We start from the raw sequence: 19,072 nt of genomic DNA on the forward strand, positions 1-19,072 counted from the left end.
GTTCAGGCCGGCCGTGCCCGGCCCTGTTCGGCTCAGCCGCCGAGCTTGGCGAGCTGCGGCTTGAGCTTGTCCACCGTGACCTTGAAGCCAGCGAGGCGGTCGCGTTCCTGCTGCACCACCGCGGCCGGGGCGCGATCGACGAAGCTGGCGTTGCCGAGCTTGCCTTCGGCCTTCGCGATCTCGCCCTCGAGGCGGGCGATCTCCTTGCCCAGGCGTTCGCGCTCGGCAGCGATGTCGATCTCCACCTTGAGCATCAAGCGGGTCGCGCCGGCCACTGCGACCGGGGCGAGTTCGTCGGCGCCGATCTCGTCGACGATCTGTACGTCCGAGAGCTTTGCCAGGCCGGCGAGATAGGGGGCATACACGGCCAGCGCCGCCTTGTCGCCGGCGGCGACCAGCGGCAGGCGCTGGGCGGGCGAGATGTTCATCTCACCGCGCAGGTTGCGGCATGCATAGACCATCGCCTTCAACTCGGCGACCTTGGCCTCGCAGGCCTCGTCGATCCGACTCATGTCGGCCTGCGGGTAGCGTACGCGCATGATGCTGTCGCCATCCTTGCGCCCGGCGAGCGGGGCGACCGTCTGCCACAGCTCCTCGGTGATGAAGGGAATCAGCGGGTGGGCCAGGCGCAGCACCGTCTCGAGCACGCGCAGCAAGGTACGCCGGGTGGCGCGCTGCTGGGCCGGGGTGCCGGTCTGGATCTGCACCTTGGCGAGTTCCAGGTACCAGTCGCAGTACTCGTCCCACACGAACTCATAGACCGCACGCGCGACGAGGTCGAAGCGGTAGGCCTCGAACTGGGTTGCGACTTCGGCCTCGGTGCGCTGCAGGCGCGACACGACCCAGCGGTCGGCGAAGGAGAAGTCGAGCACCTCGGTGGAGCAGGCGACGTTGTCGCCGATGCCGCAGTCCTGGCCCTCGCAGTTCATCAGCACGAAGCGGGTGGCGTTCCACAGCTTGTTGCAGAAGTTGCGGTAGCCCTCGCAGCGCGCGAGGTCGAACTTGATGTCGCGGCCCGGGCTGGCCAGGCTGGCGAAGGTGAAGCGCAGCGCGTCGGTGCCGAAGGCGGGGATGCCCTCGGGGAATTCCTTGCGTGTCTTCTTCTCGATGCTCTGCGCCTGCTTGGGGTTCATCAGGCCGTAGGTGCGCTTGCCGACCAGTTCGTCGAGGGCAATGCCGTCGATGAGGTCGATCGGGTCGAGCACGTTGCCCTTGGACTTGCTCATCTTCTGGCCTTCCGCGTCGCGGATGAGGCCGTGCACGTAGACGTGCCTGAACGGGATCTTGCCGGTGATGTGCTTGGTCATCATGACCATGCGCGCCACCCAGAAGAAGATGATGTCGAAGCCGGTGACGAGCACGGTCGAGGGCAGGTAGAGGTCGAGCGCGTCGTTGCTCTTGCCCGGCCACTCCGGGGTCCAGTCCAGCGTCGAGAACGGCCACAGTGCGGACGAGTACCAGGTGTCGAGCACGTCGTCTTCCTGGCGCAGGTGGCCGGCGTCGTGGCGGGCATGCAGCACGGCCAGGCGTTCGGCGATGGCCGGGTAGTCGGCGGCAGTCTGGCCCTGGCTCTGGCGCGCCTGAACCTCGGCGGTGAGCGCGTCGATCTCGGCCTGCAGGTCGGCCTTCCAGGCGTGGATGGCCTCTTCTTCGCAGCTGGCGACGTAGATCTTGCCTTCCTCGTCGTACCACGCCGGGATGCGGTGACCCCACCACAGCTGGCGCGAGATGCACCAGTCCTGGATGTTGTTGAGCCACTGGTTGTAGGTGTTGACCCAGTTCTCGGGGTAGAACTTGATCTCGCCGGAGGCGACGACGTCGAGCGCCTTCTGTGTGATCGACTTGCCATCCGCGCCCGGCTTGGACATGGCCACGAACCACTGGTCGGTGAGCATGGGTTCGATGACGACGCTGGTGCGGTCGCCGCGCGGCACCTGCATCTTGTGCGCCTTGACCTCGATCAGCAGGCCGAGCTGTTCCAGTTCTGTGACCACCGCATCGCGCGCCGGCACGCGATCCAGGCCGGCGACCGTGGCCGGCATGGCCACGCCGTCCAGAGTGATGCCGTCGCTGGTGTAGCGTTCGGCGACTGCGGGCACGCTGCCGTCGAGCTTGAGCACGACGATCATGTCGAGCTTGTGGCGCTGGCCGACCGCGTAGTCGTTGAAGTCGTGCGCCGGGGTGACCTTGACGCAGCCGGTGCCGAACTCGCGGTCGACGTAGTCGTCGGCGATGATCGGGATTTGGCGGCCGGTGAGCGGCAGCGCGACCGTCTTGCCGATGAGGTGGGCATAGCGCTCATCCTCGGGATGCACCATCACCGCGACGTCGCCGAGCAGGGTTTCGGGGCGGGTGGTGGCGACGGTCAGGCCGCGCAATTCACCGATCGGGCCATCGGTGAAGGGGTAGAGGATGTGATAGAGCTTGCCGTCCTCTTCCTCGGACACCACTTCGAGGTCGGACACCGCAGTGCCGAGCTTGGGGTCCCAGTTCACCAGGCGCTTGCCGCGGTAGATCAGGCCCTCGTTGTAGAGGCGCACGAAGGTCTCGGTGACCGTCTTCGACAGGCCTTCGTCCATGGTGAAGCGTTCGCGCTTCCAGTCCGGGCTGGTGCCGAGGCGGCGCATCTGGCGCGTGATGGTGCCGCCGGAGTACTCCTTCCACTCCCACACCTTTTCCAGGAATTTCTCGCGGCCAAGGTCGTGGCGCGAGATGCCCTGGGCGTCGAGCTGGCGTTCGACGACGATCTGGGTGGCGATGCCGGCATGGTCGGTGCCCGGCTGCCAGAGCGTGTTGTCGCCGCGCATGCGGTGGTAGCGCGTCAGCGCGTCCATGATGGTCTGGTTGAAGCCGTGCCCCATGTGCAGCGTGCCGGTGACGTTGGGCGGCGGCAGCAGGATGCAGAAGGCGTTGGGGTTCGACTTGTCGAGTCCGGCGTCGAAATAGCCGCGGGATTCCCATTCCGGGTACCAGCGACGTTCGATGTCGGCGGGCTCGAAGCTCTTGGCCAGTTCCATGGTGTTCTACGCGCTTGAAGGCAAAGCGCGGATTATAGCGGATGCGCGGCTGCCGCCCGGCCTGTTGGCGTGACGCGGCCGGGGCGCGTGCCTGCGCCGCTATCGTTGCGTCGGCAGCGCCTCAGGTGCGTGAGGGCGGTTGGACGGCCTGGGGCGCGCCGGCGTCGTCGAGCAGGCGGCCGACGCGGGCGGAGAGCTCGGGCAGAAGCGTGGCGCGCAGGTGCGCCTGCATCTCGGCCTGCAGGCGGCTGGCCAGGCCATCGAGCTCGCGGGAGAGGATCTGAGGCATCTCGGTGGAAACCCAGAGGCCGATCTCGCGCGCGATCTCGGTGTCGAGTTCGACCAGCTTTTCCGCCAGCCGGGATGACAGCGCCGCCTGCAGCGCTGCACTGTGGTCGGCGCCGGCACTGGGGGGCGCCTGCACCGAGGAAGCGTGGGCCTTCGGAGGGGGTGTCGGCGGGCGCTCGAAGCCGGTTGCATGGGGTGCCGACGTCGCGGGCCAGTCTGGCGGCAGCGCAAAATCCTCGACGACCTCGGTGAGGATGGGCAGGTCGTCCTCGTCCAGCTCAGGGGTTGGATACCAGTCCATGCCGCCGGCGTCGTCCTTTGCCTGGTGGCGCTTGAGCAGGGCGTCGGCCTGGTTGAGCAGATCGTCGGCACGCTCGAGCTCGTCTTCAGGGGAAAGTCCCTGCCAATCCTGGTTCACAAGGGCGCCCTCATTACCGAGTCGAAAGCCTTCAACTCCAGGCCGCGCTGCCGGTAGTGGCCCCAGCGCGCGCGCGCAGGTGCCTTGTCGGCCTCCGTCTGGCCGACGATTTCGATCAGCAGGCGGAAGTGCTCGAAGCCGGGGGGGATGTCGTCGGCCAGGTTGAGCAGCATGTCGGTGTGCGGCCAGGGGGTAGCGGTACCAGCCTCCGCCAGCACGATGGGGGTTTCGCCAGCGAGTGGCGAGTCGACCGCGACATGGGGCGTGAAGGACTGAGGTTCCCGGGTCCACAGCAACTGGTCGAAGCGCTTGAGCATCGTGCCATCGGGAAAACGCACCGCTGCCTTGCGCCCGCGCTCGAGCGCCCTCCCGACCAGCTCGCCTACGAGGGCGAGGCGGTCGGGGGTGTTGTGGTAGAAGTGGATGCGCGTGCCCATGCCGGCTGTGGCCTGGCGGCTGCTCAGCGCGCTGCTGCCTGAGCGCGGCCGATCAGGAAGCCGGACAGCAGCGGTACCGGGCGGCCGGTTGCACCCTTGGCCTCGCCCGACACCCAGGCGGTGCCGGCGATGTCCAGATGCGCCCACTTGTACGCCTTGGTGAAGCGCGCGAGGAAGCAGGCTGCGGTAATGGTGCCGGCGTAGCGGCCGCCGATGTTGCCCATGTCCGCAAAGTTGCTCTTGAGCAGCTCCTGGTACTCGTCCCACAGTGGCAGCTGCCAGGCACGATCGCCAGACTCCGTGCCGCGCTTGAGGAGCTCAGCGGCAAGGTCGTCGTCGTTGGCCAGCAGGCCGCTGGGGATCTTGCCCAGCGCGACCACGCAGGCGCCGGTGAGGGTGGCGATGTCGATCACGCACTCGGGCTTGAAGCGCTCGGCGTAGGTCAGCGCGTCGCACAGGATGAGGCGCCCCTCGGCGTCGGTGTTGAGTACCTCGATGGTCTGGCCCGACATCGAGGTGACGACGTCGCCAGGCTTGGTCGCTCCGCCGCCGGGCATGTTTTCGGTGGTGGGGATGAGGCCGACGAGATTGATCGGCAGACCCATCTGTGCAACCGCCTTGAAGGTGCCGAGCACGCTGGCCGCGCCGCACATGTCGTACTTCATCTCGTCCATCTCGGCTGCGGGCTTGAGCGAGATACCGCCGGTGTCGAAGGTGATGCCCTTGCCGACCAGTACGATCGGCTTGGCCTTCGCCTTGCCGCCCTTGTATTCCATGACGATGAACTTGGGCGGCTGGTGCGAGCCGCGGGCCACCGACAGGAAGGAGCCCATGCCGAGCTTCTCCATGTCGGCCCGTTCGAGCACCTCGACGCCGAACTTGTACTGCTTGCCCAGTGCCTGGGCCGTCTCGGCGAGGTGGGTGGGGGTGCAGATGTTGCCGGGGAGGTTGCCGAGGTCCTTGGCCAGCGCCATGCCGGTGGCGATTGCGTGCCCTTGCAGTACGGCAGTGTCGAGTTCGGCCGAAAGCTCGCTGCTGACGAGCAGGGTAAGCTTGCGCGCACCGCGCTCCTTGCGCGTCTTCTTGCCCTGGTCGGATTTGAGCGCATCGAAGCCGTAGGCGCCGTCGGCGACGATGCGGGCCGCCTGCTGCAACCGCCACGACAGGCTGCGGCCCTCGAGCTCGATGTCGGCCAGCGCCAGCACAGCATCCTTGGCTGCGCTGCTGCTGATGACCTTGGCCGCTGCGCCGAGGGCGTCGCGGTAGGCCTTGTCGCCGAAGTCCTCGGCCTTGCCGAGGCTGACCAGCAGCACGCGCTCGGCTTGGGTGCCCGCGAGGTCGGGGATGAGCAGGGTCGAGCCGGCCTTGTCGTCGAGATCGCCACGCTTGATCAGCGCCGCGATGCGGCCTTCGGTCGCGCCATCCACGGCCGCCGTGAGTACGCTCAGCTTGCCGCCAGCGAAGGCGCCCAGCACCAGGAGGCCGGTCTTGAGCTTCGCCGGGCTGCCGGTCTTTATGGTAAATTCCATCCGCTTTTTCCTTTGATGAACGCTTGCTTCGGATCGTCGCCGATTATGGCCCGTACCCGAGCAGGGCGTCAAAACCGCCTCCCCGCCACCGCCGTCGTGGCCGCCCCAGCGGCGGTTCCGTCAACGCTGGCGAGATCCAGACCACAACGCTGTCTTGCAACTCGGTTCCTGACCTTCGCCCGATGATCTTCCGGCGCGCCCTGCAACGGGAATTCGCCCAAACGGCAGCCGCGGTGTTCGTGGCGCTGTTCGCGATCCTGATCTCCACCGTCCTCATCCGCTTGCTCGGGCAGGCGGCAGGCGGCCGTGTTCCGGCCGACGCGGTCATGGCATTGATCGGCTTCGGTGCGCTCGCACAGTTGCCGACGGTGCTGACGCTGACCTTGTTCATCGCCATCCTGGTGTCGTTGTCGCGCAGCTACCGCGATTCCGAGATGGTGGTCTGGTTCGCGGCCGGCGTGCCGCTCACGGCCTGGATCCGGCCGGTGCTGATGTTCGCGCTGCCGATGGTGATCGTGATCGGGGCGGGGGCGCTGTACCTGACGCCCTGGTCGCAGCTCAAGAGCGCCGAGTATCGCCAGTTGCTGGAGAGTCGCGACGATACCCACCGGGTCGCTCCCGGCGTGTTTCGCGAGTCGTCGAGCGCTCAGCGCGTGTTCTTCGTCGAGGTGGGGGCAGGCGAGGATGGTCGCGTGCGCAATGTGTTCGTCAGCGAGCAGGCGCGCGATGGCGGGCTTGTCGTCATCGTATCGGCCGAGGGTTTCCTGCGCAGCGACGAGGAGGGGCGTCGCTATGTCGTGCTCGAGAAGGGCAGGCGCTACGACGGTCGGCCCGGCACACCCCAGTACAGGGTGATGGAGTTCGAGCGCTACGAGGTCCTGGTCGAACAACGCCAGATGGCGGGGCAGCCGTCGCGTACGCGCGCCTTGCCAACGGCAGTGCTGCTTGCCCTGGACAGCTCGAGCGCCCTGGGTGAGTTGCTGGCGCGTTTCAGCGCGCCGCTCACCGCGCTGCTGCTTGCCTTGATGGCGATTCCGCTGTCCTTCGTCAATCCGCGGGCCGGTCGTGCCAACAACATGCTGGTGGCCCTGCTCGTGTACCTTCTCTACAGCAACGCCATCTCCGTATTCCAGTCCTGGGTCGCGCAGGGTCGAATCGGCTTTACGCTCGGACTCGTGCTGCCGCACCTGGTTGTGGCCGGTGTGCTCGGGCTGTTGTTCTACAAGCGGCTGGCAATCTCACCGTTCTGGCGGAGGCGGTCATGAGCGGCGTGCTGCTGCGCTACCTGGCGCGCGAGATCCTGTCGGCAACGGCACTTGTCCTGCTCGCCTTCGTCGGCCTGTTCGCCTTCTTCGACTTCATCAACGAGCTCGAGGATGTGGGCAAGGGGGGCTACACGCTCTACCAGGCCTTTGTCTATGTGCTGCTGAGCCTGCCCGCGCTGGTCTACGAGTTGATGCCGATCGCGGTGCTGATCGGTAGCCTGTATGCGCTCGCAACCCTGGCGCGGCACTCCGAGATCACGGTGATGCGTGCCTCGGGCATGTCCAATCTGGTGCTGATGCGTACGCTGGGCCTGATTGGCGGGGTGTTCGTGGCGTTCACCTTCCTCGTCGGCGAGTATCTCGCGCCGCCCGCTGCGACCGCGGCGCAGGAGTGGAAGCTCAACGCAACCAATGCCACCGTGTCGCAGCAGTTGCGCTCCGGGCTGTGGGTCAAGGATGGGCGCCTGGTGATCAACGTGCGCACGCTGATGCCCGATCGCAGCATGCGCAATGCCCGGGTCTACACCTTCAACGACAACTACGAGCTGGTATCGATTGCCGAGGCCAAGCGCGGCGTGTATGACGGTTCAGGCGAATGGAAGCTGCTCGAGGTGTCACGCACCCGCTTCCTGGGCGATCGTACCGAGGTCGAGGTGCTGCCCGAGATCGGCTGGCGATCGGATCTGACGCCGGAGGTGCTCGGCGTACTGATGGTGTCGCCGGAGCACATGCCCTTCGACAAGCTGTGGGCCTACATCAGCCACCTGCGTGACAACAACCAGAGTGCCGATCGTTTCGAGATCGCGCTGTGGAAGAAGGTGGTGTATCCGTTCGCGGTGCTGGTGATGATGGCACTGGCGATGCCCTTCGGCTTCATTCACGATCGCATGGGCGGCGCGAGTGCGCGCATCTTCGTCGGCGTGATGCTCGGCGTTGCCTTCCATCTGCTCAACGGCCTGTTCTCGAATCTTGGCATGATCAACGCTTGGCCGCCCCTGCTTGCGGCGCTTACGCCCAGCCTGATCTTCCTGGCTGCGGCAGGCTACATGCTGCATCGCGTCGAGCGGCGCTGAGCGAGGGTTTGCGTCGCGGACCGGGCGCCGGGCTGCTGGAGATGATGGCGCGCGAAAACGGGATGCGCAAAAACAAAAAACGGGCCGAAGCCCGTTTTTTGTCGTCTTGCCGGATAACCGGCAATCAGCCTTGCTGCTGGGCAGCGCGCCGTGCAGCGACCGCCTTGTAGTCCAGCTTTTCCTTGATACGAGCCGACTTGCCCGAACGCTGGCGCAGGTAGTAGAGCTTGGCGCGGCGGACGTCGCCGCGGCGCTTCACTTCAACGCCGGCGACCAGCGGCGAGTAGGTCTGGAACGTACGCTCGACGCCTTCGCCCGAGGAGATCTTGCGGACGATGAAGGACGAGTTCAGGCCACGGTTGCGCTTGGCGATGACGACGCCTTCATAGGCCTGCAGACGCTCGCGGTTGCCTTCCTTGACCTTCACCTGGACGATCACGGTGTCGCCGGGACCGAACTCGGGGATGGTCTTGCCTTCGGAAACGCGGGCGATCTCTTCTTGTTCGAGTTGCTGAAGCAGGTTCATTGGACTAACTCCATCTATGTTATCGGCCTCTGCCTTGTTGCATCGGCCTGGCAGCAGAGCAGGTCGAAACCTGATGCCTGCCGTTTGTGATCGGGCTTTCAGACACCCTGCGCATGCAGGTCGCCTTTTGCCCCGGCTTGCTCCTGCCTGAACTCGTCAAGCAGTTTCAATTCGGTCTTGCTCAGTGGCCGCGCAGCCAGCAATTCGGGCCGGCGCAGCCAGGTGCGGCCCAGGGACTGCTTCAGCCGCCAGCGGCGGATCGCCGCATGGTTGCCCGACAGCAGCACGTCGGGCACGCGTTCGTTCTCGTACAGCTCTGGCCGCGTGTAATGCGGACAGTCCAGCAGGCCGTCGGCGAAGGAGTCCTCCTGTGCCGATCCGGCGGTATTCAGTGCGCCGGGCAACTGGCGCACGATTGCATCGAGCAGCACCATCGCCGGCAGTTCCCCACCCGACAGCACGAAGTCGCCGAGCGAGAGTTCTTCGTCGACCTCGCGATCGATCAGGCGCTGGTCAACGCCTTCGTAGCGGCCGCACAGCAGCACCAGGCCCGCCTCTGCCGCCAACTCCATCACTACCGCCTGATCCAGCCTGCGCCCCTGAGGCGACAGGTAGATCACCCGGGCCTGCTTGCCCGTGGCTGCGTGCTGTGCCGCGCGCGCAGCGGCGATCGACTGTGCCAGCGGCTCGGCAAGCATCACCATGCCCGGCCCGCCACCGTAGGGGCGGTCATCGACCGTGCGGTGCGGGTCGTGGGTGTAGTCGCGCGGGTTGTGGAACCCGAGTTCGTACAGCCCCTTGTCCTTCGCTCGCCGCGTGATGCCGCTTGCCGTGAGGGCAGAGAACATCTCGGGGAAGAGCGTGATCACGTCGTAGCGACGCTGGCCACTTTCTATGCCGGCAGACCGCCCCGCATCCTCCTGGCTGACGTCTACCAATCTTTCTCCCAGCTCACCCGGATATGCCGGGCAGCGAGGTCAACGTCGAGCACGTAGGCGGCGACGAAGGGAATCAGCCGTTCGACGGCATCTTCGCCCGCGCCTTCGCGCACCTGCAACACGTCGTGGGCACCGGTCGACAACAGTCCACCGACGACGCCAAGGGCCTCGCCTGCCTCGTTATCGACGGTGAGCCCGACAAGGTCGCCCCAGTAGTACTCGCCGTCTTCGGTTGCGGGCAGGGCTTCGCGTGGAGCGGCGATGTAGAAGCCGTTGATCGCCTCGGCCGCATTACGGTCGGGGACTTCGGCCAGCGTGGCAACCAGTCCCTTGCCGTGCGTGCGGCAGGCGCTCAGCGTGTATTGCTTCCACTGCGCTGCAGGCGCATTGTCGTCACGACTCAGCCACCAGTGCGACATCTTGCGCCAGGCAGCGGGGTCGTCGCCGAAGGGATGGATCTTGATCCAGCCCTGAACGCCAAAAGGGGCGACGATGCGCCCCAGTACGATCATGCCGTATTCCGCCGTAGCAGACTGGCGCTGATCAGGCTGCGGCCTTGGCGGCCTGCTTGACCAGACGGGCGACCGTCGGCGACAGCTGGGCGCCGTTCTGCTCCCAGTAGGCCAGGCGCTCGCTGTTGACCACGAGGCCCTTTTCGGCGCCCGAGGCGATCGGGTTGTAGTAGCCAACGCGCTCGATGAAGCGACCGTCGCGGCGGTTGCGCGAATCGGCAACAACCATGTTGAAGAACGGGCGCTTTTTGGCGCCACCACGGGCAAGGCGAATGACGACCATCTGATTTTCCTGATCGGTAGATGCGAAAAACGTCGGATTATATGGGAACGTTCCCGCAAGAGCAAGGACTTGCGCGTCTTTCCTTCTGCCGTTCATGGTCTGGCCGCATGCTCGATGGTCGTGCTCAGCGTGCGCGCGGCCATCCCACAAGCGGCTAGAATGCAGGTCGAGCCCGTTGATTGAGCAGGATGATGGACGACCCTCGAGCACTTTCCGATGCCTTGCAGGCGCTGAGCGACTGGCTGGGTGGCGAGCCGGCTGACGATCCTGCGGCGGATCTCGTTGCGCTCAAGCGCCATATGCCGATCCTGGCTGCGCCGGGCATCGCGGCCGAGCGCAAGCAGGTGCTGGTCGATGAGGTGTCCGAGCGAGTGATGGACCTGGCAGAGCGCTTGCGTCCGCAGTTGCTTGCGGCCCACCTGCCGCTCGCCGCCACGGTGTTCGAGCTTACCGAGCAGGTCTGTGTCGCCCTGCTCGATGTTGCGGGGGCCTACGCAGAGCTGGTCGATGCCGGCCGGCGCTCGCTGCTGAGGGCCAGCGCTGCGCGCCAGACGCTGGCTGCCAGTGCGCTCGGGCTCGTCACCGAGGCCTGTGTGCTGTCGGGACTCGCAGCCATGCAGACGCCCGCAGGTTGCTGGCGTCTGGCGCACCGACTGGCGAGCGCGGTCGATCTTGCGGCAGGCGAGGCCAGCGCAGCACGCACTGCCTATCTCCGCCTTCTTGCGGTCGCGGTTTCGCAGCCCGAGGGGCTTACTGCGCGCGAGCTTGCCTGGTTGTTCGATTTTCTCGATGAGCGCGTCCTCGCGGTCGCCTTGCTGGCGCCCGATGCAGCGACCGAAGGCGGTGCCGTGTGGTGGATCGATCCCGGCGCCGACGCGCCGCCGGTGGCGCTTGCCCGTCGCGCAGTACCCGCGGAACTGCTGGCCGAAGGGCGGGCGTGGGCGTTCAACCCGAGGGCGATGGCACAGAAGCTCAGCGAGTGCATCGACTGGGTAACAGCACACATGACTGCGGCTGAGTTGGCAGGCAGCAGTTGCGATATCGAGCCGCTCGCAGCGGAGGAGGGGGGATTTCCTGCCGGGCTTGCGCCGCTGGAGATGCTTGCCTTGCTGCGTCGCCTGCGCATGCACTGGATGGCAACACCGGTGCGCGAGCAGCCGCGGCGGGCGCAGCAGTACGTCATCCAGGTCAGCGTTGGCCTCAAGACCGTGTGGGAGCTCGGATGTGGGTTGCGCGAGCAGGGGCGGGTGCACGAGTGGGTGGTGCTGAACGAGAGCCCCGGTGGTTACGCGATCATGAGCGCTGCGGGTGTCGATTGCGAGGTCGAGGCGGGCAGTGCGGTGGCGCTGCGGCGCGAGCACGGGCAGCCGTGGTCGGTATGCGTCGTGCGTTGGGTGCGCAGCGAGCATCCCGGACAGCTTGAACTCGGTCTGCAACTCATCGGCCCTTCATTCCAGTCCGTGAAGGTTGGTTTCCGCGGCACGGCGGCGCTCCATCCTTCACCAGCGCTTTCTCTGCCGGTCATGGAGCCGGTGCGGCGGCATCCGGCGATGCTGGCGCTGGCTGGTACCTACGCATCGCGGCGCTTTGTGTTCGTACGCGATCTGGGGCATGTCTATGTGGCACAGGCGCGCGCGCTGGGCCTGGACATGCAGACGCCCAGCGTCGAACTGTTCCAGTACGAGATCGACCCCTATCCGATCTGAACCGACGAGCGGTCTGGAACGCCGGAGGCGCACGCGCGTGAGGGGTATAATTCGGCCCCCCGCCCTGGAATGCAGATGCCGATGCAAGAGATCCTTGTTCTTTATTACAGCCATCGTGGCTCCGTGCGTGCGCTCGCCGAGCAGATCGCGCTCGGTATCCATCAGGTTCCCGGCGCTGGCGCCAGGGTCAGGACGGTGCCACGGGTGTCTACGGTATGCGAGGCGGTCGAGGACGACATCCCGGCCGACGGTCCGCCCTACGTCGAAGCGGCTGACCTCGAGCAGTGCGCTGGCCTGGCGTTGGGCAGTCCGACCCGTTTCGGCAACATGGCTGCACCGATGAAGTACTTCCTCGACGGCCTTGCCGGCGCCTGGGTCGGCGGCGTCCTCGCAGGCAAGCCGGCCTGTGTGTTCACTTCGAGCGGCGGGCTGCATGGTGGACAGGAGAGTACCTTGCTGACGATGATGGTGCCCCTGCTGCACCACGGCATGTTGCTCATGGGCCTGCCGTACACCGAGCCCGCGCTCGCGCATACGCGAAGTGGCGGGACGCCCTATGGGGCGACCCACGTGGCCGGCATCGATGGCGCGCCGCTGCTGAGCACTGAGGAGATCACGCTGGCCAGGGCCCAGGGGCGCCGGCTCGCTGAAGTGGCGCTTCGGCTGGGGAGGAACGCATGAACCCACAGATCTTCGTACGTGTTTCCAGCTTCGCACTGCTCGGCCTGATCGTGCTGAGCGTGGTGTGGGAGGGCTGGCTTGCGCCGCTGCGCCCCGGCGGCTCGTGGATGATTCTCAAGGCGGTGCCCTTGCTGCCCGCGGTGTTCGGTATCCTGCGCGGCAAGCGCTACACCTCGCAGTGGGTGTCGATGTTGTCGCTGCTGTACTTCACCGAGGGTGTGTTGCGCGCCACTGATCCAGGCCTGATGGGGGTGTTCGCGATCATCGAGGCTACGCTGGCCACAGCGCTGTTCGTCAGCACGACCTTCCATGCGCGCTATACCGCGCCGTCCCGTCTGCGGGCGCAGGAGGCGGACTCGGCCAGGCCGGACTGAGGGCGCCTCGCTCGCAGCGGGTGGCAACTTCCGCCGCGCTTGAATGAACAAGGCCCGCACTTGCTGCGGGCCTTGTTCATCTTGGCAGGTCCGTCGACCAGGGGAGGGCGGTGTTCAGGGGCCGACCTGGGGGTTCAGGCGTGCAGTGCCGGCGTGCAGCTTGTTGAGCGCGTTCAGGTAGGCCTTGGCCGAGGCGACGATGATGTCGGTGTCGGCGCCCTGGCCGTCCATGACGCGTCCGCTCCTTGACAGGCGTACGGTGACTTCGCCCTGGGCGTCGGTGCCGGTGGTGATGGCATTGACCGAGTAGAGCAGCAGCTCGCTGCCGCTCGACACCACCGACTCGATGGCCTTGAAAGCCGCGTCCACCGGTCCCGAGCCTTCGGCTTCGGCGTGCTTCTCGGCGCCGCCGACGGCCAGCGTGATTGCCGCCAGCGGGGTCTCTCCGGTTTCGGAGTGGAAACGGCTCGACAGCAGGCGGTAGTGCTCGAGTTCTGGGGTGACGGCTTCGTCGCGCATCAGCGCGGTCAGGTCCTCGTCGAAGATCTCGTGCTTCTTGTCGGCGAGTTCTTTGAAGCGCGCGAAGGCGTGGTTGAGGTGCTCCTCGCTCTCGATCTCGATGCCGAGCTCGATCAGGCGGGCGCGGAAGGCGTTGCGCCCGGACAGCTTGCCGAGCACCAGCTTGTTGGCACCCCAGCCGACGTCCTCGGCACGCATGATCTCGTAGGTTTCGCGATGTTTGAGCACGCCGTCCTGGTGGATGCCCGACTCGTGAGCGAAGGCGTTGGCGCCGACGATGGCCTTGTTGGGCTGCACTGGGTAGCCGGTGATCTGAGACACCAGCTTGGAGGCGGGTACGATCTGGGTGGTGTCGATCCCGGTTTCGACCGGGAAGATGTCGGCGCGCGTGCGTACCGCCATGACGATTTCCTCGAGCGAGGCATTGCCGGCGCGTTCGCCGAGCCCGTTGATCGTGCATTCGACCTGGCGTGCGCCGACGCGCACGGCGGCGAGCGAGTTCGCCACCGCGAGGCCGAGGTCGTTGTGACAGTGCACCGACCATACGACCTTGTCCGCATTGGGTACGCGTTCGATCAGGCTGCGAAGGGTCGCGGCGAACTGGTCGGGTACGTTGTAGCCGACCGTATCCGGCACGTTGATGGTCCTGGCGCCGGCCGCGATCACGGCTTCGAAGATGCGCGCGAGGAAGTCGAGTTCCGAGCGTCCGGCGTCCTCGGCCGAGAATTCGACGTCGTCGGTGAACTGGCGCGCCCAGCCGATCGCCTTGACTGCCTGCTCGACCACCTGGTCGGGCGTCATGCGCAGCTTTTTCTCCATATGGATCGGGCTGGTGGCGATGAAGGTGTGGATGCGGCCGCGTGCTGCGGGGGCGATCGCTTCACCCGAGCGCCGGATATCGGCTTCGCTGGCGCGCGCCAGCGAACAGACGGTGGACTCCTTGATCGCTTCGGCGATCGCGCGCACCGACTCGAAGTCGCCATTCGAGGCGGCGGCGAAGCCGGCCTCGATGACGTCGACCCGCATGCGCTCGAGTTGGCGGGCGATGCGCAGCTTCTCGTCGCGCGTCATCGACGCGCCCGGGCTTTGCTCGCCGTCGCGCAAGGTGGTGTCGAAGATGATCAGCTTGTCTTTCATGATTTGCTCCCGGGGTCGGAGGAATCGCCCTGCTCGGGCGCTGCAGGCGTGGCGGTCTCGACCGCCTGCGTGGTGCTTGTCGTCGTCGCCTCCAGCCGATTCTGACGGCGTCGGCGCCAGCGCACCAGTGCGAAGACGTAGCCGGACGCTGCGTAGGCGAGGAAGAGTGCGAACAGGATGCCTGGCGGATAGCTGGAGATGAGCGCGAAGGCGAGCACCAGCGCGATCAACACGATGAAGGGCACGCTCTTGCGCAGGTTGATGTCCTTGCCGCTCCAGAACAGCACGTTGCTGACCATGGAAACGCCCGCGAAGATGGTGAGACCGCAGGCGTACCACTGCAGTTCGGGGCCGGCGAAGCCGTTGTCCAGGCCGACCCAGACCATACCTGCGATCAGCGCTGCGGCAGCCGGGCTGGGCAGACCCTGGAAGAAGCGCTTGTCGACGACGTCGATGTTGGTGTTGAAGCGCGCCAGGCGCAGCGCGGCGCCGGCGCAATAGATGAAGGCGGCGATCCAGCCCAGCTTGCCCAGGTCCTGCAGGGCCCATTCGTACATGACCAGGGCCGGTGCGGCACCGAAGGACACCATGTCCGACAGCGAGTCGTACTCGGCGCCGAACTCGCTCTGGGTGTTGGTGAGGCGGGCGATGCGGCCGTCCAGTCCGTCGAGCACCATGGCGACGAAGATCGCCACCGCGGCATACTCGAAGCGGTCGTTCATGGCCTGCACGATCGCATAGAAGCCGGCGAACAGCGCTGCGGTTGTAAACAGGTTGGGCAGGATGTAGATGCCGCGGCGGCGCTTGTCTAGCATCGGCAGCGGCTCTTGATCTGGGTAGGACACGTTCGGCGTCGCTTCGTGGAGTTCCGAAGCCTGGATTCTAGCGCATGCGGACAAGGGGCCGGGCGCGTCCGCTGCTTCTGTGTGGGGCCACGGTCCGATGCAATGAAAAAGGCCGGTGCCGCTTGCGCGGCACCGGCCTCTGTCAGCCGAAGGCGAAGATCAGTTCTTCGACTTGTCGACCAGGGCCTTGGCCTTGATCCAGGGCATCATCTCGCGCAGCTGGGCGCCGACCTGCTCGATCGGGTGGGCGGCGTTCAGGCGGCGTCGGGCGGTCATGCTCGGGTAGTTGGTGCGGCCCTCGAGGATGAACATCTTGGCGTACTCGCCGGTCTGGATGCGCTTGAGCGCGTTGCGCATGGCTTCGCGCGACTGCTCGTTGATGACCTCGGGGCCGGTCACGTACTCGCCGTACTCGGCGTTGTTCGAGATCGAGTAGTTCATCGTCGCGATGCCGCCTTCGTACATCAGGTCGACGATCAGCTTGAGTTCGTGCAGGCACTCGAAGTAGGCCATCTCGGGCGCGTAGCCGGCTTCGGTCAGGGTCTCGAAACCCATCTTCACCAGCTCGACGGCGCCGCCGCACAGCACGGCCTGCTCGCCGAAGAGGTCGGTCTCGGTCTCTTCGCGGAAGTTGGTCTCGATCACGCCGCCCTTGGTGCCGCCGTTGGCTGCGGCGTAGGAAAGGGCGATGTCACGCGCCTTGCCGGACTTGTCCTGGTACACGGCGATCAGCGACGGCACGCCGCCCCCGCGCAGGTACTCGGAACGCACGGTGTGGCCGGGGCCCTTCGGGGCGACCATGATCACGTCCAGGTCCTCGCGCGGCACGACCTGGTTGTAGTGCACGTTGAAACCGTGGGCGAAGGCGAGCACGCCGCCCTTCTTGATGTTCGGTTCGACTTCGTCCTTGTAGACCTGCGGGATGTTCTCGTCCGGCAGCAGGATCATGACGACGTCGGCGCCCTTGACGGCCTTGGCGATCTCTTCGACCTTGAGGCCGGCAGCCTTGGCCTTGTCCCACGACGAGCCGTCCTTGCGCAGGCCGACGGTGACCTTGACGCCGGAGTCGGACAGGTTCTGGGCGTGGGCATGGCCCTGCGAGCCGTAGCCGACGATGGTGACCTTCTTGCCCTTGATGAGGGAGAGGTCGGCGTCCTTGTCGTAATAAACCTTCATGTCTTTCCTTTCTTGCTTAGCGGGTCTGGAGGTGGTGCGGGGTTCTGCGAGTGTGGATGCGAGCGCGCGCAGCCTCAGAGCTTGAGTACGCGGTCGCCGCGGCCGATGCCGCACACGCCCGAGCGCACCGTCTCGAGGATCAGCGAGGGGTCGATCGCGCCGATGAAGGCGTCGAGCTTGCCCTGGTTGCCAGTCAGTTCGACGACGTAGGACGTGTCGGTGACGTCGATGATGCGGGCGCGGAAGATGTCGGTGGTGCGCTTGATCTCCTCGCGGTCCTTGCCGGTGGCGCGCACCTTGATGAGCATCAGCTCGCGCTCGATGTGGGCCGCTTCGGAGATGTCGACCACCTTGACCACCTCGATCAGCTTGTTCAGCTGCTTGGTGATCTGCTCGATGATGTCGTCCGAGCCGGTGGTGACGATCGACATGCGGGACATCGAGGCGTCCTCGGTGGGGGCCACCGTGAGCGATTCGATGTTGTAGCCGCGCGCCGAGAACAGGCCGGACACGCGCGACAGCGCACCGGCTTCGTTTTCGATCAGGAGGGAGATGACGTGACGCATGGTGTGTTCGGGTCCGGGTTCAGCGGGAGGGCGTTCAGAGGTCTTCGGCCGACAGGATCATCTCGGTGAGACCCTTGCCGCCTTGCACCATCGGGTACACGTTCTCGGTCTGGTCGACCTGGAAGTCGAGGAAGACGAGTTCGTCCTTGTGCGTGGTGAAGGCCTCGCGCAGCGCGCCTTCGACGTCGGCCGGGCGGTCCACGCGGATGCCGACGTGGCCGTAGGACTCGGCCAGCTTGGCGAAGTCGGGCAGCGAATCCATGTAGGACTCGGAGTAGCGCCCGCCGTGGAACAGTTCCTGCCACTGGCGCACCATGCCCAGGTAGCGGTTGTTGAGGTTGCAGATCTTGATCGGCAGGCGGAACTGCTTGCAGGTCGACAGTTCCTGGATGTTCATCTGGATCGAGGCCTCGCCGGTCACGCAGGCCACCTGGCGGTCCGGGTTGGCGAGCTTGGCGCCCATGGCGTAGGGCATGCCCACGCCCATGGTGCCGAGGCCGCCAGAGTTGAGCCAGCGCCGCGGCTTGTCGAAGGCGTAGTACTGCGCGGCCCACATCTGGTGCTGGCCGACGTCGGAGGTGACGATGGCCTCGCCGCCGGTTACTTCCCAGAGCTTCTGGATGACGAACTGCGGCTTGATGATCTCGTCCGAGTTCTTGTACACCATGCACTTGCGGCTGCGCCACTCGTCGACCTGCTTCCACCATGCGGCGAGCGCATCGGGGTTGGGGCGGGCCTCGCCTGCCTCGAGCTGGCGGATCATCTCCTCGAGCAATTCCTTGACGTCGCCGACGATGGGGACGTCAACCTTGACGCGCTTGGAGATGGAGGAGGGGTCGATGTCGACGTGGATGATCTTGCGCGGCTCTTCGGCAAAGTGCGCCGGGTTGCCAATGACGCGGTCGTCGAAGCGGGCGCCGACGGCGAGCAGCACGTCGGAGTAGTGCATCGCCATGTTGGCTTCGAAAGTGCCGTGCATGCCCGGCATGCCCAGGTACTGACGATCGCTGGCGGGGTAGCCGCCCAGGCCCATCAGGGTGTTGGTGATCGGGTAGCCGAGCAGGCGGGTGAGGCGGGTGATCTGTTCGGCGGCGTTGGACAGCACCACGCCGCCGCCGGTGTAGATCATCGGGCGCTTGGCTTCGAGCAGCAGCTGCACGGCCTTCTTGATCTGGCCGGAGTGGCCCTTGACCACCGGGTTGTACGAGCGCATCGAGATCTCGCGCGGATACTCGAACTCGCACTTGTGCATCGACACGTCCTTGGGAATGTCGACCAGCACGGGCCCGGGGCGCCCGGTGCGCGCCAGGTAGAAGGCCTTCTTCATCGTTGCCGCGATGTCGCGCACGTCCTTGACGAGGAAGTTGTGTTTCACGCAGGGACGGGTGATGCCGACGGTGTCGACTTCCTGGAAGGCGTCCTGGCCGATCGCCGCCGTGGGCACCTGGCCGGAGATGATCACCATCGGGATCGAATCACAGTAGGCAGTGGCGATGCCGGTGACTGCGTTGGTGGCGCCAGGGCCGGAGGTCACCAGTGCGACGCCGACCTTTTCGGTGCTGCGCGCGAAGCCGTCGGCAGCGTGCACCGCGGCCTGCTCGTGGCGCACCAGCACGTGGCGCACCTGATCCTGCTGGAACAGCGCGTCGTAAAGGAACAGCACCGCACCGCCCGGATAGCCGAAGACATACTCGACCTTTTCTTCCTGCAGGCACCTGATTACAATTTCGGCTCCGGACAGCACCATCGAAAGCTCGCTTGTTTGTTGGGGTTTGAATAAAC

The 19,072-nt window shown here is 65.9% G+C and carries 18 protein-coding genes; 5 read left to right on the forward strand and 13 right to left on the reverse strand.

The genetic code is table 11. The annotated features are described in order from the left end of the window. Nucleotides 1-32: 32 nt before the first annotated feature. The 4 genes from LQF09_RS07125 to LQF09_RS07140 all read right to left on the reverse strand — a co-directional run bounded on the left by LQF09_RS07125 (nucleotide 33) and on the right by LQF09_RS07140 (nucleotide 5,689). On the reverse strand, nucleotides 33-3,017 hold the full coding sequence (locus LQF09_RS07125) for a valine--tRNA ligase (protein WP_270069565.1): 2,985 nt from the start codon (nucleotides 3,015-3,017) through the stop codon (nucleotides 33-35). A 121-nt stretch (nucleotides 3,018-3,138) separates the two neighbouring features. Continuing rightward, a complete protein-coding gene (locus tag LQF09_RS07130; protein ID WP_270069566.1) occupies nucleotides 3,139-3,723 on the reverse strand; it encodes a hypothetical protein in 585 nt (194 codons plus the stop codon). Further along, a complete protein-coding gene (locus LQF09_RS07135) occupies nucleotides 3,720-4,160 on the reverse strand; it encodes a DNA polymerase III subunit chi (protein ID WP_002935891.1) in 441 nt (146 codons plus the stop codon). Before LQF09_RS07135 ends, LQF09_RS07130 begins: the two co-directional genes overlap by 4 nt. A 23-nt stretch (nucleotides 4,161-4,183) precedes the next feature. Beyond that, nucleotides 4,184-5,689, reverse strand: a complete 1,506-nt coding sequence (locus LQF09_RS07140; protein WP_270069567.1) for a leucyl aminopeptidase — start codon at nucleotides 5,687-5,689, stop codon at nucleotides 4,184-4,186. A gap of 182 nt (nucleotides 5,690-5,871) precedes the next feature. On the opposite strand from LQF09_RS07140, the gene lptF reads away from it, so the two are divergent. Then, on the forward strand, nucleotides 5,872-6,954 hold the full coding sequence (gene lptF, locus LQF09_RS07145; RefSeq protein WP_002923610.1) for an LPS export ABC transporter permease LptF: 1,083 nt from the start codon (nucleotides 5,872-5,874) through the stop codon (nucleotides 6,952-6,954). After that, the gene (lptG, locus tag LQF09_RS07150; protein WP_002923616.1) at nucleotides 6,951-8,027 is read left to right on the forward strand and encodes an LPS export ABC transporter permease LptG; all 1,077 of its coding nucleotides are present in this window, start codon (nucleotides 6,951-6,953) and stop codon (nucleotides 8,025-8,027) included. The genes lptF and lptG overlap by 4 nt, the downstream gene beginning before the upstream one ends. A gap of 124 nt (nucleotides 8,028-8,151) precedes the next feature. On the opposite strand, the gene rplS is transcribed toward lptG, so the two are convergent. The 4 genes from rplS to rpsP all read right to left on the reverse strand — a co-directional run bounded on the left by rplS (nucleotide 8,152) and on the right by rpsP (nucleotide 10,286). Next, nucleotides 8,152-8,553 (reverse strand): 50S ribosomal protein L19, encoded by a 402-nt coding sequence (gene rplS / locus LQF09_RS07155; protein WP_002923618.1) that lies wholly within the window; start codon nucleotides 8,551-8,553, stop codon nucleotides 8,152-8,154. 98 nt (nucleotides 8,554-8,651) lie between these two features. Continuing rightward, a complete protein-coding gene (gene trmD, locus LQF09_RS07160; protein ID WP_232433196.1) occupies nucleotides 8,652-9,401 on the reverse strand; it encodes a tRNA (guanosine(37)-N1)-methyltransferase TrmD in 750 nt (249 codons plus the stop codon). 83 nt (nucleotides 9,402-9,484) lie between these two features. Continuing rightward, nucleotides 9,485-10,003 carry a ribosome maturation factor RimM gene (gene rimM, locus LQF09_RS07165; RefSeq protein WP_270069568.1) on the reverse strand — a complete coding sequence of 173 codons (519 nt, stop codon included), beginning with the start codon at nucleotides 10,001-10,003 and terminating at the stop codon, nucleotides 9,485-9,487. 31 nt (nucleotides 10,004-10,034) lie between these two features. Continuing rightward, complete coding sequence (gene rpsP / locus LQF09_RS07170; protein WP_270069569.1) at nucleotides 10,035-10,286, reverse strand: 30S ribosomal protein S16; 252 nt, start codon at nucleotides 10,284-10,286, stop codon at nucleotides 10,035-10,037. A gap of 191 nt (nucleotides 10,287-10,477) precedes the next feature. Here rpsP and LQF09_RS07175 point away from each other — a divergent pair, with 191 nt between their 5' ends. The 3 genes from LQF09_RS07175 to LQF09_RS07185 all read left to right on the forward strand — a co-directional run bounded on the left by LQF09_RS07175 (nucleotide 10,478) and on the right by LQF09_RS07185 (nucleotide 13,047). Continuing rightward, entirely contained in the window at nucleotides 10,478-11,992 is a 1,515-nt protein-coding gene (locus LQF09_RS07175; RefSeq protein WP_270069570.1) for a hypothetical protein, read from the forward strand. Nucleotides 11,993-12,073: 81 nt separating this feature from the next. Then, nucleotides 12,074-12,673, forward strand: a complete 600-nt coding sequence (gene wrbA / locus LQF09_RS07180) for an NAD(P)H:quinone oxidoreductase (RefSeq protein WP_002923628.1) — start codon at nucleotides 12,074-12,076, stop codon at nucleotides 12,671-12,673. After that, nucleotides 12,670-13,047, forward strand: a complete 378-nt coding sequence (locus LQF09_RS07185; protein ID WP_270069571.1) for a DUF2069 domain-containing protein — start codon at nucleotides 12,670-12,672, stop codon at nucleotides 13,045-13,047. The genes wrbA and LQF09_RS07185 overlap by 4 nt, the downstream gene beginning before the upstream one ends. A gap of 114 nt (nucleotides 13,048-13,161) precedes the next feature. On the opposite strand, the gene LQF09_RS07190 is transcribed toward LQF09_RS07185, so the two are convergent. The 5 genes from LQF09_RS07190 to LQF09_RS07210 form a co-directional block, all read right to left on the reverse strand. Then, nucleotides 13,162-14,703, reverse strand: a complete 1,542-nt coding sequence (locus LQF09_RS07190) for a 2-isopropylmalate synthase (RefSeq protein WP_002923631.1) — start codon at nucleotides 14,701-14,703, stop codon at nucleotides 13,162-13,164. Beyond that, on the reverse strand, nucleotides 14,700-15,518 hold the full coding sequence (gene pssA, locus LQF09_RS07195) for a CDP-diacylglycerol--serine O-phosphatidyltransferase (RefSeq protein ID WP_002923634.1): 819 nt from the start codon (nucleotides 15,516-15,518) through the stop codon (nucleotides 14,700-14,702). The genes LQF09_RS07190 and pssA overlap by 4 nt, the downstream gene beginning before the upstream one ends. Before the next feature lie 189 nt (nucleotides 15,519-15,707). Continuing rightward, on the reverse strand, nucleotides 15,708-16,724 hold the full coding sequence (gene ilvC / locus LQF09_RS07200) for a ketol-acid reductoisomerase (RefSeq protein WP_002923637.1): 1,017 nt from the start codon (nucleotides 16,722-16,724) through the stop codon (nucleotides 15,708-15,710). 74 nt (nucleotides 16,725-16,798) lie between these two features. After that, nucleotides 16,799-17,290 (reverse strand): acetolactate synthase small subunit, encoded by a 492-nt coding sequence (ilvN, locus tag LQF09_RS07205; protein WP_002923638.1) that lies wholly within the window; start codon nucleotides 17,288-17,290, stop codon nucleotides 16,799-16,801. Between the two features lie 34 nt (nucleotides 17,291-17,324). Continuing rightward, nucleotides 17,325-19,037, reverse strand: a complete 1,713-nt coding sequence (locus LQF09_RS07210) for an acetolactate synthase 3 catalytic subunit (protein ID WP_270069572.1) — start codon at nucleotides 19,035-19,037, stop codon at nucleotides 17,325-17,327. Nucleotides 19,038-19,072: the final 35 nt, after the last annotated feature.

The sequence above is a fragment of the Thauera sp. WB-2 genome (genome assembly GCF_027594845.1).
Lineage (GTDB): Bacteria > Pseudomonadota > Gammaproteobacteria > Burkholderiales > Rhodocyclaceae > Thauera > Thauera mechernichensis.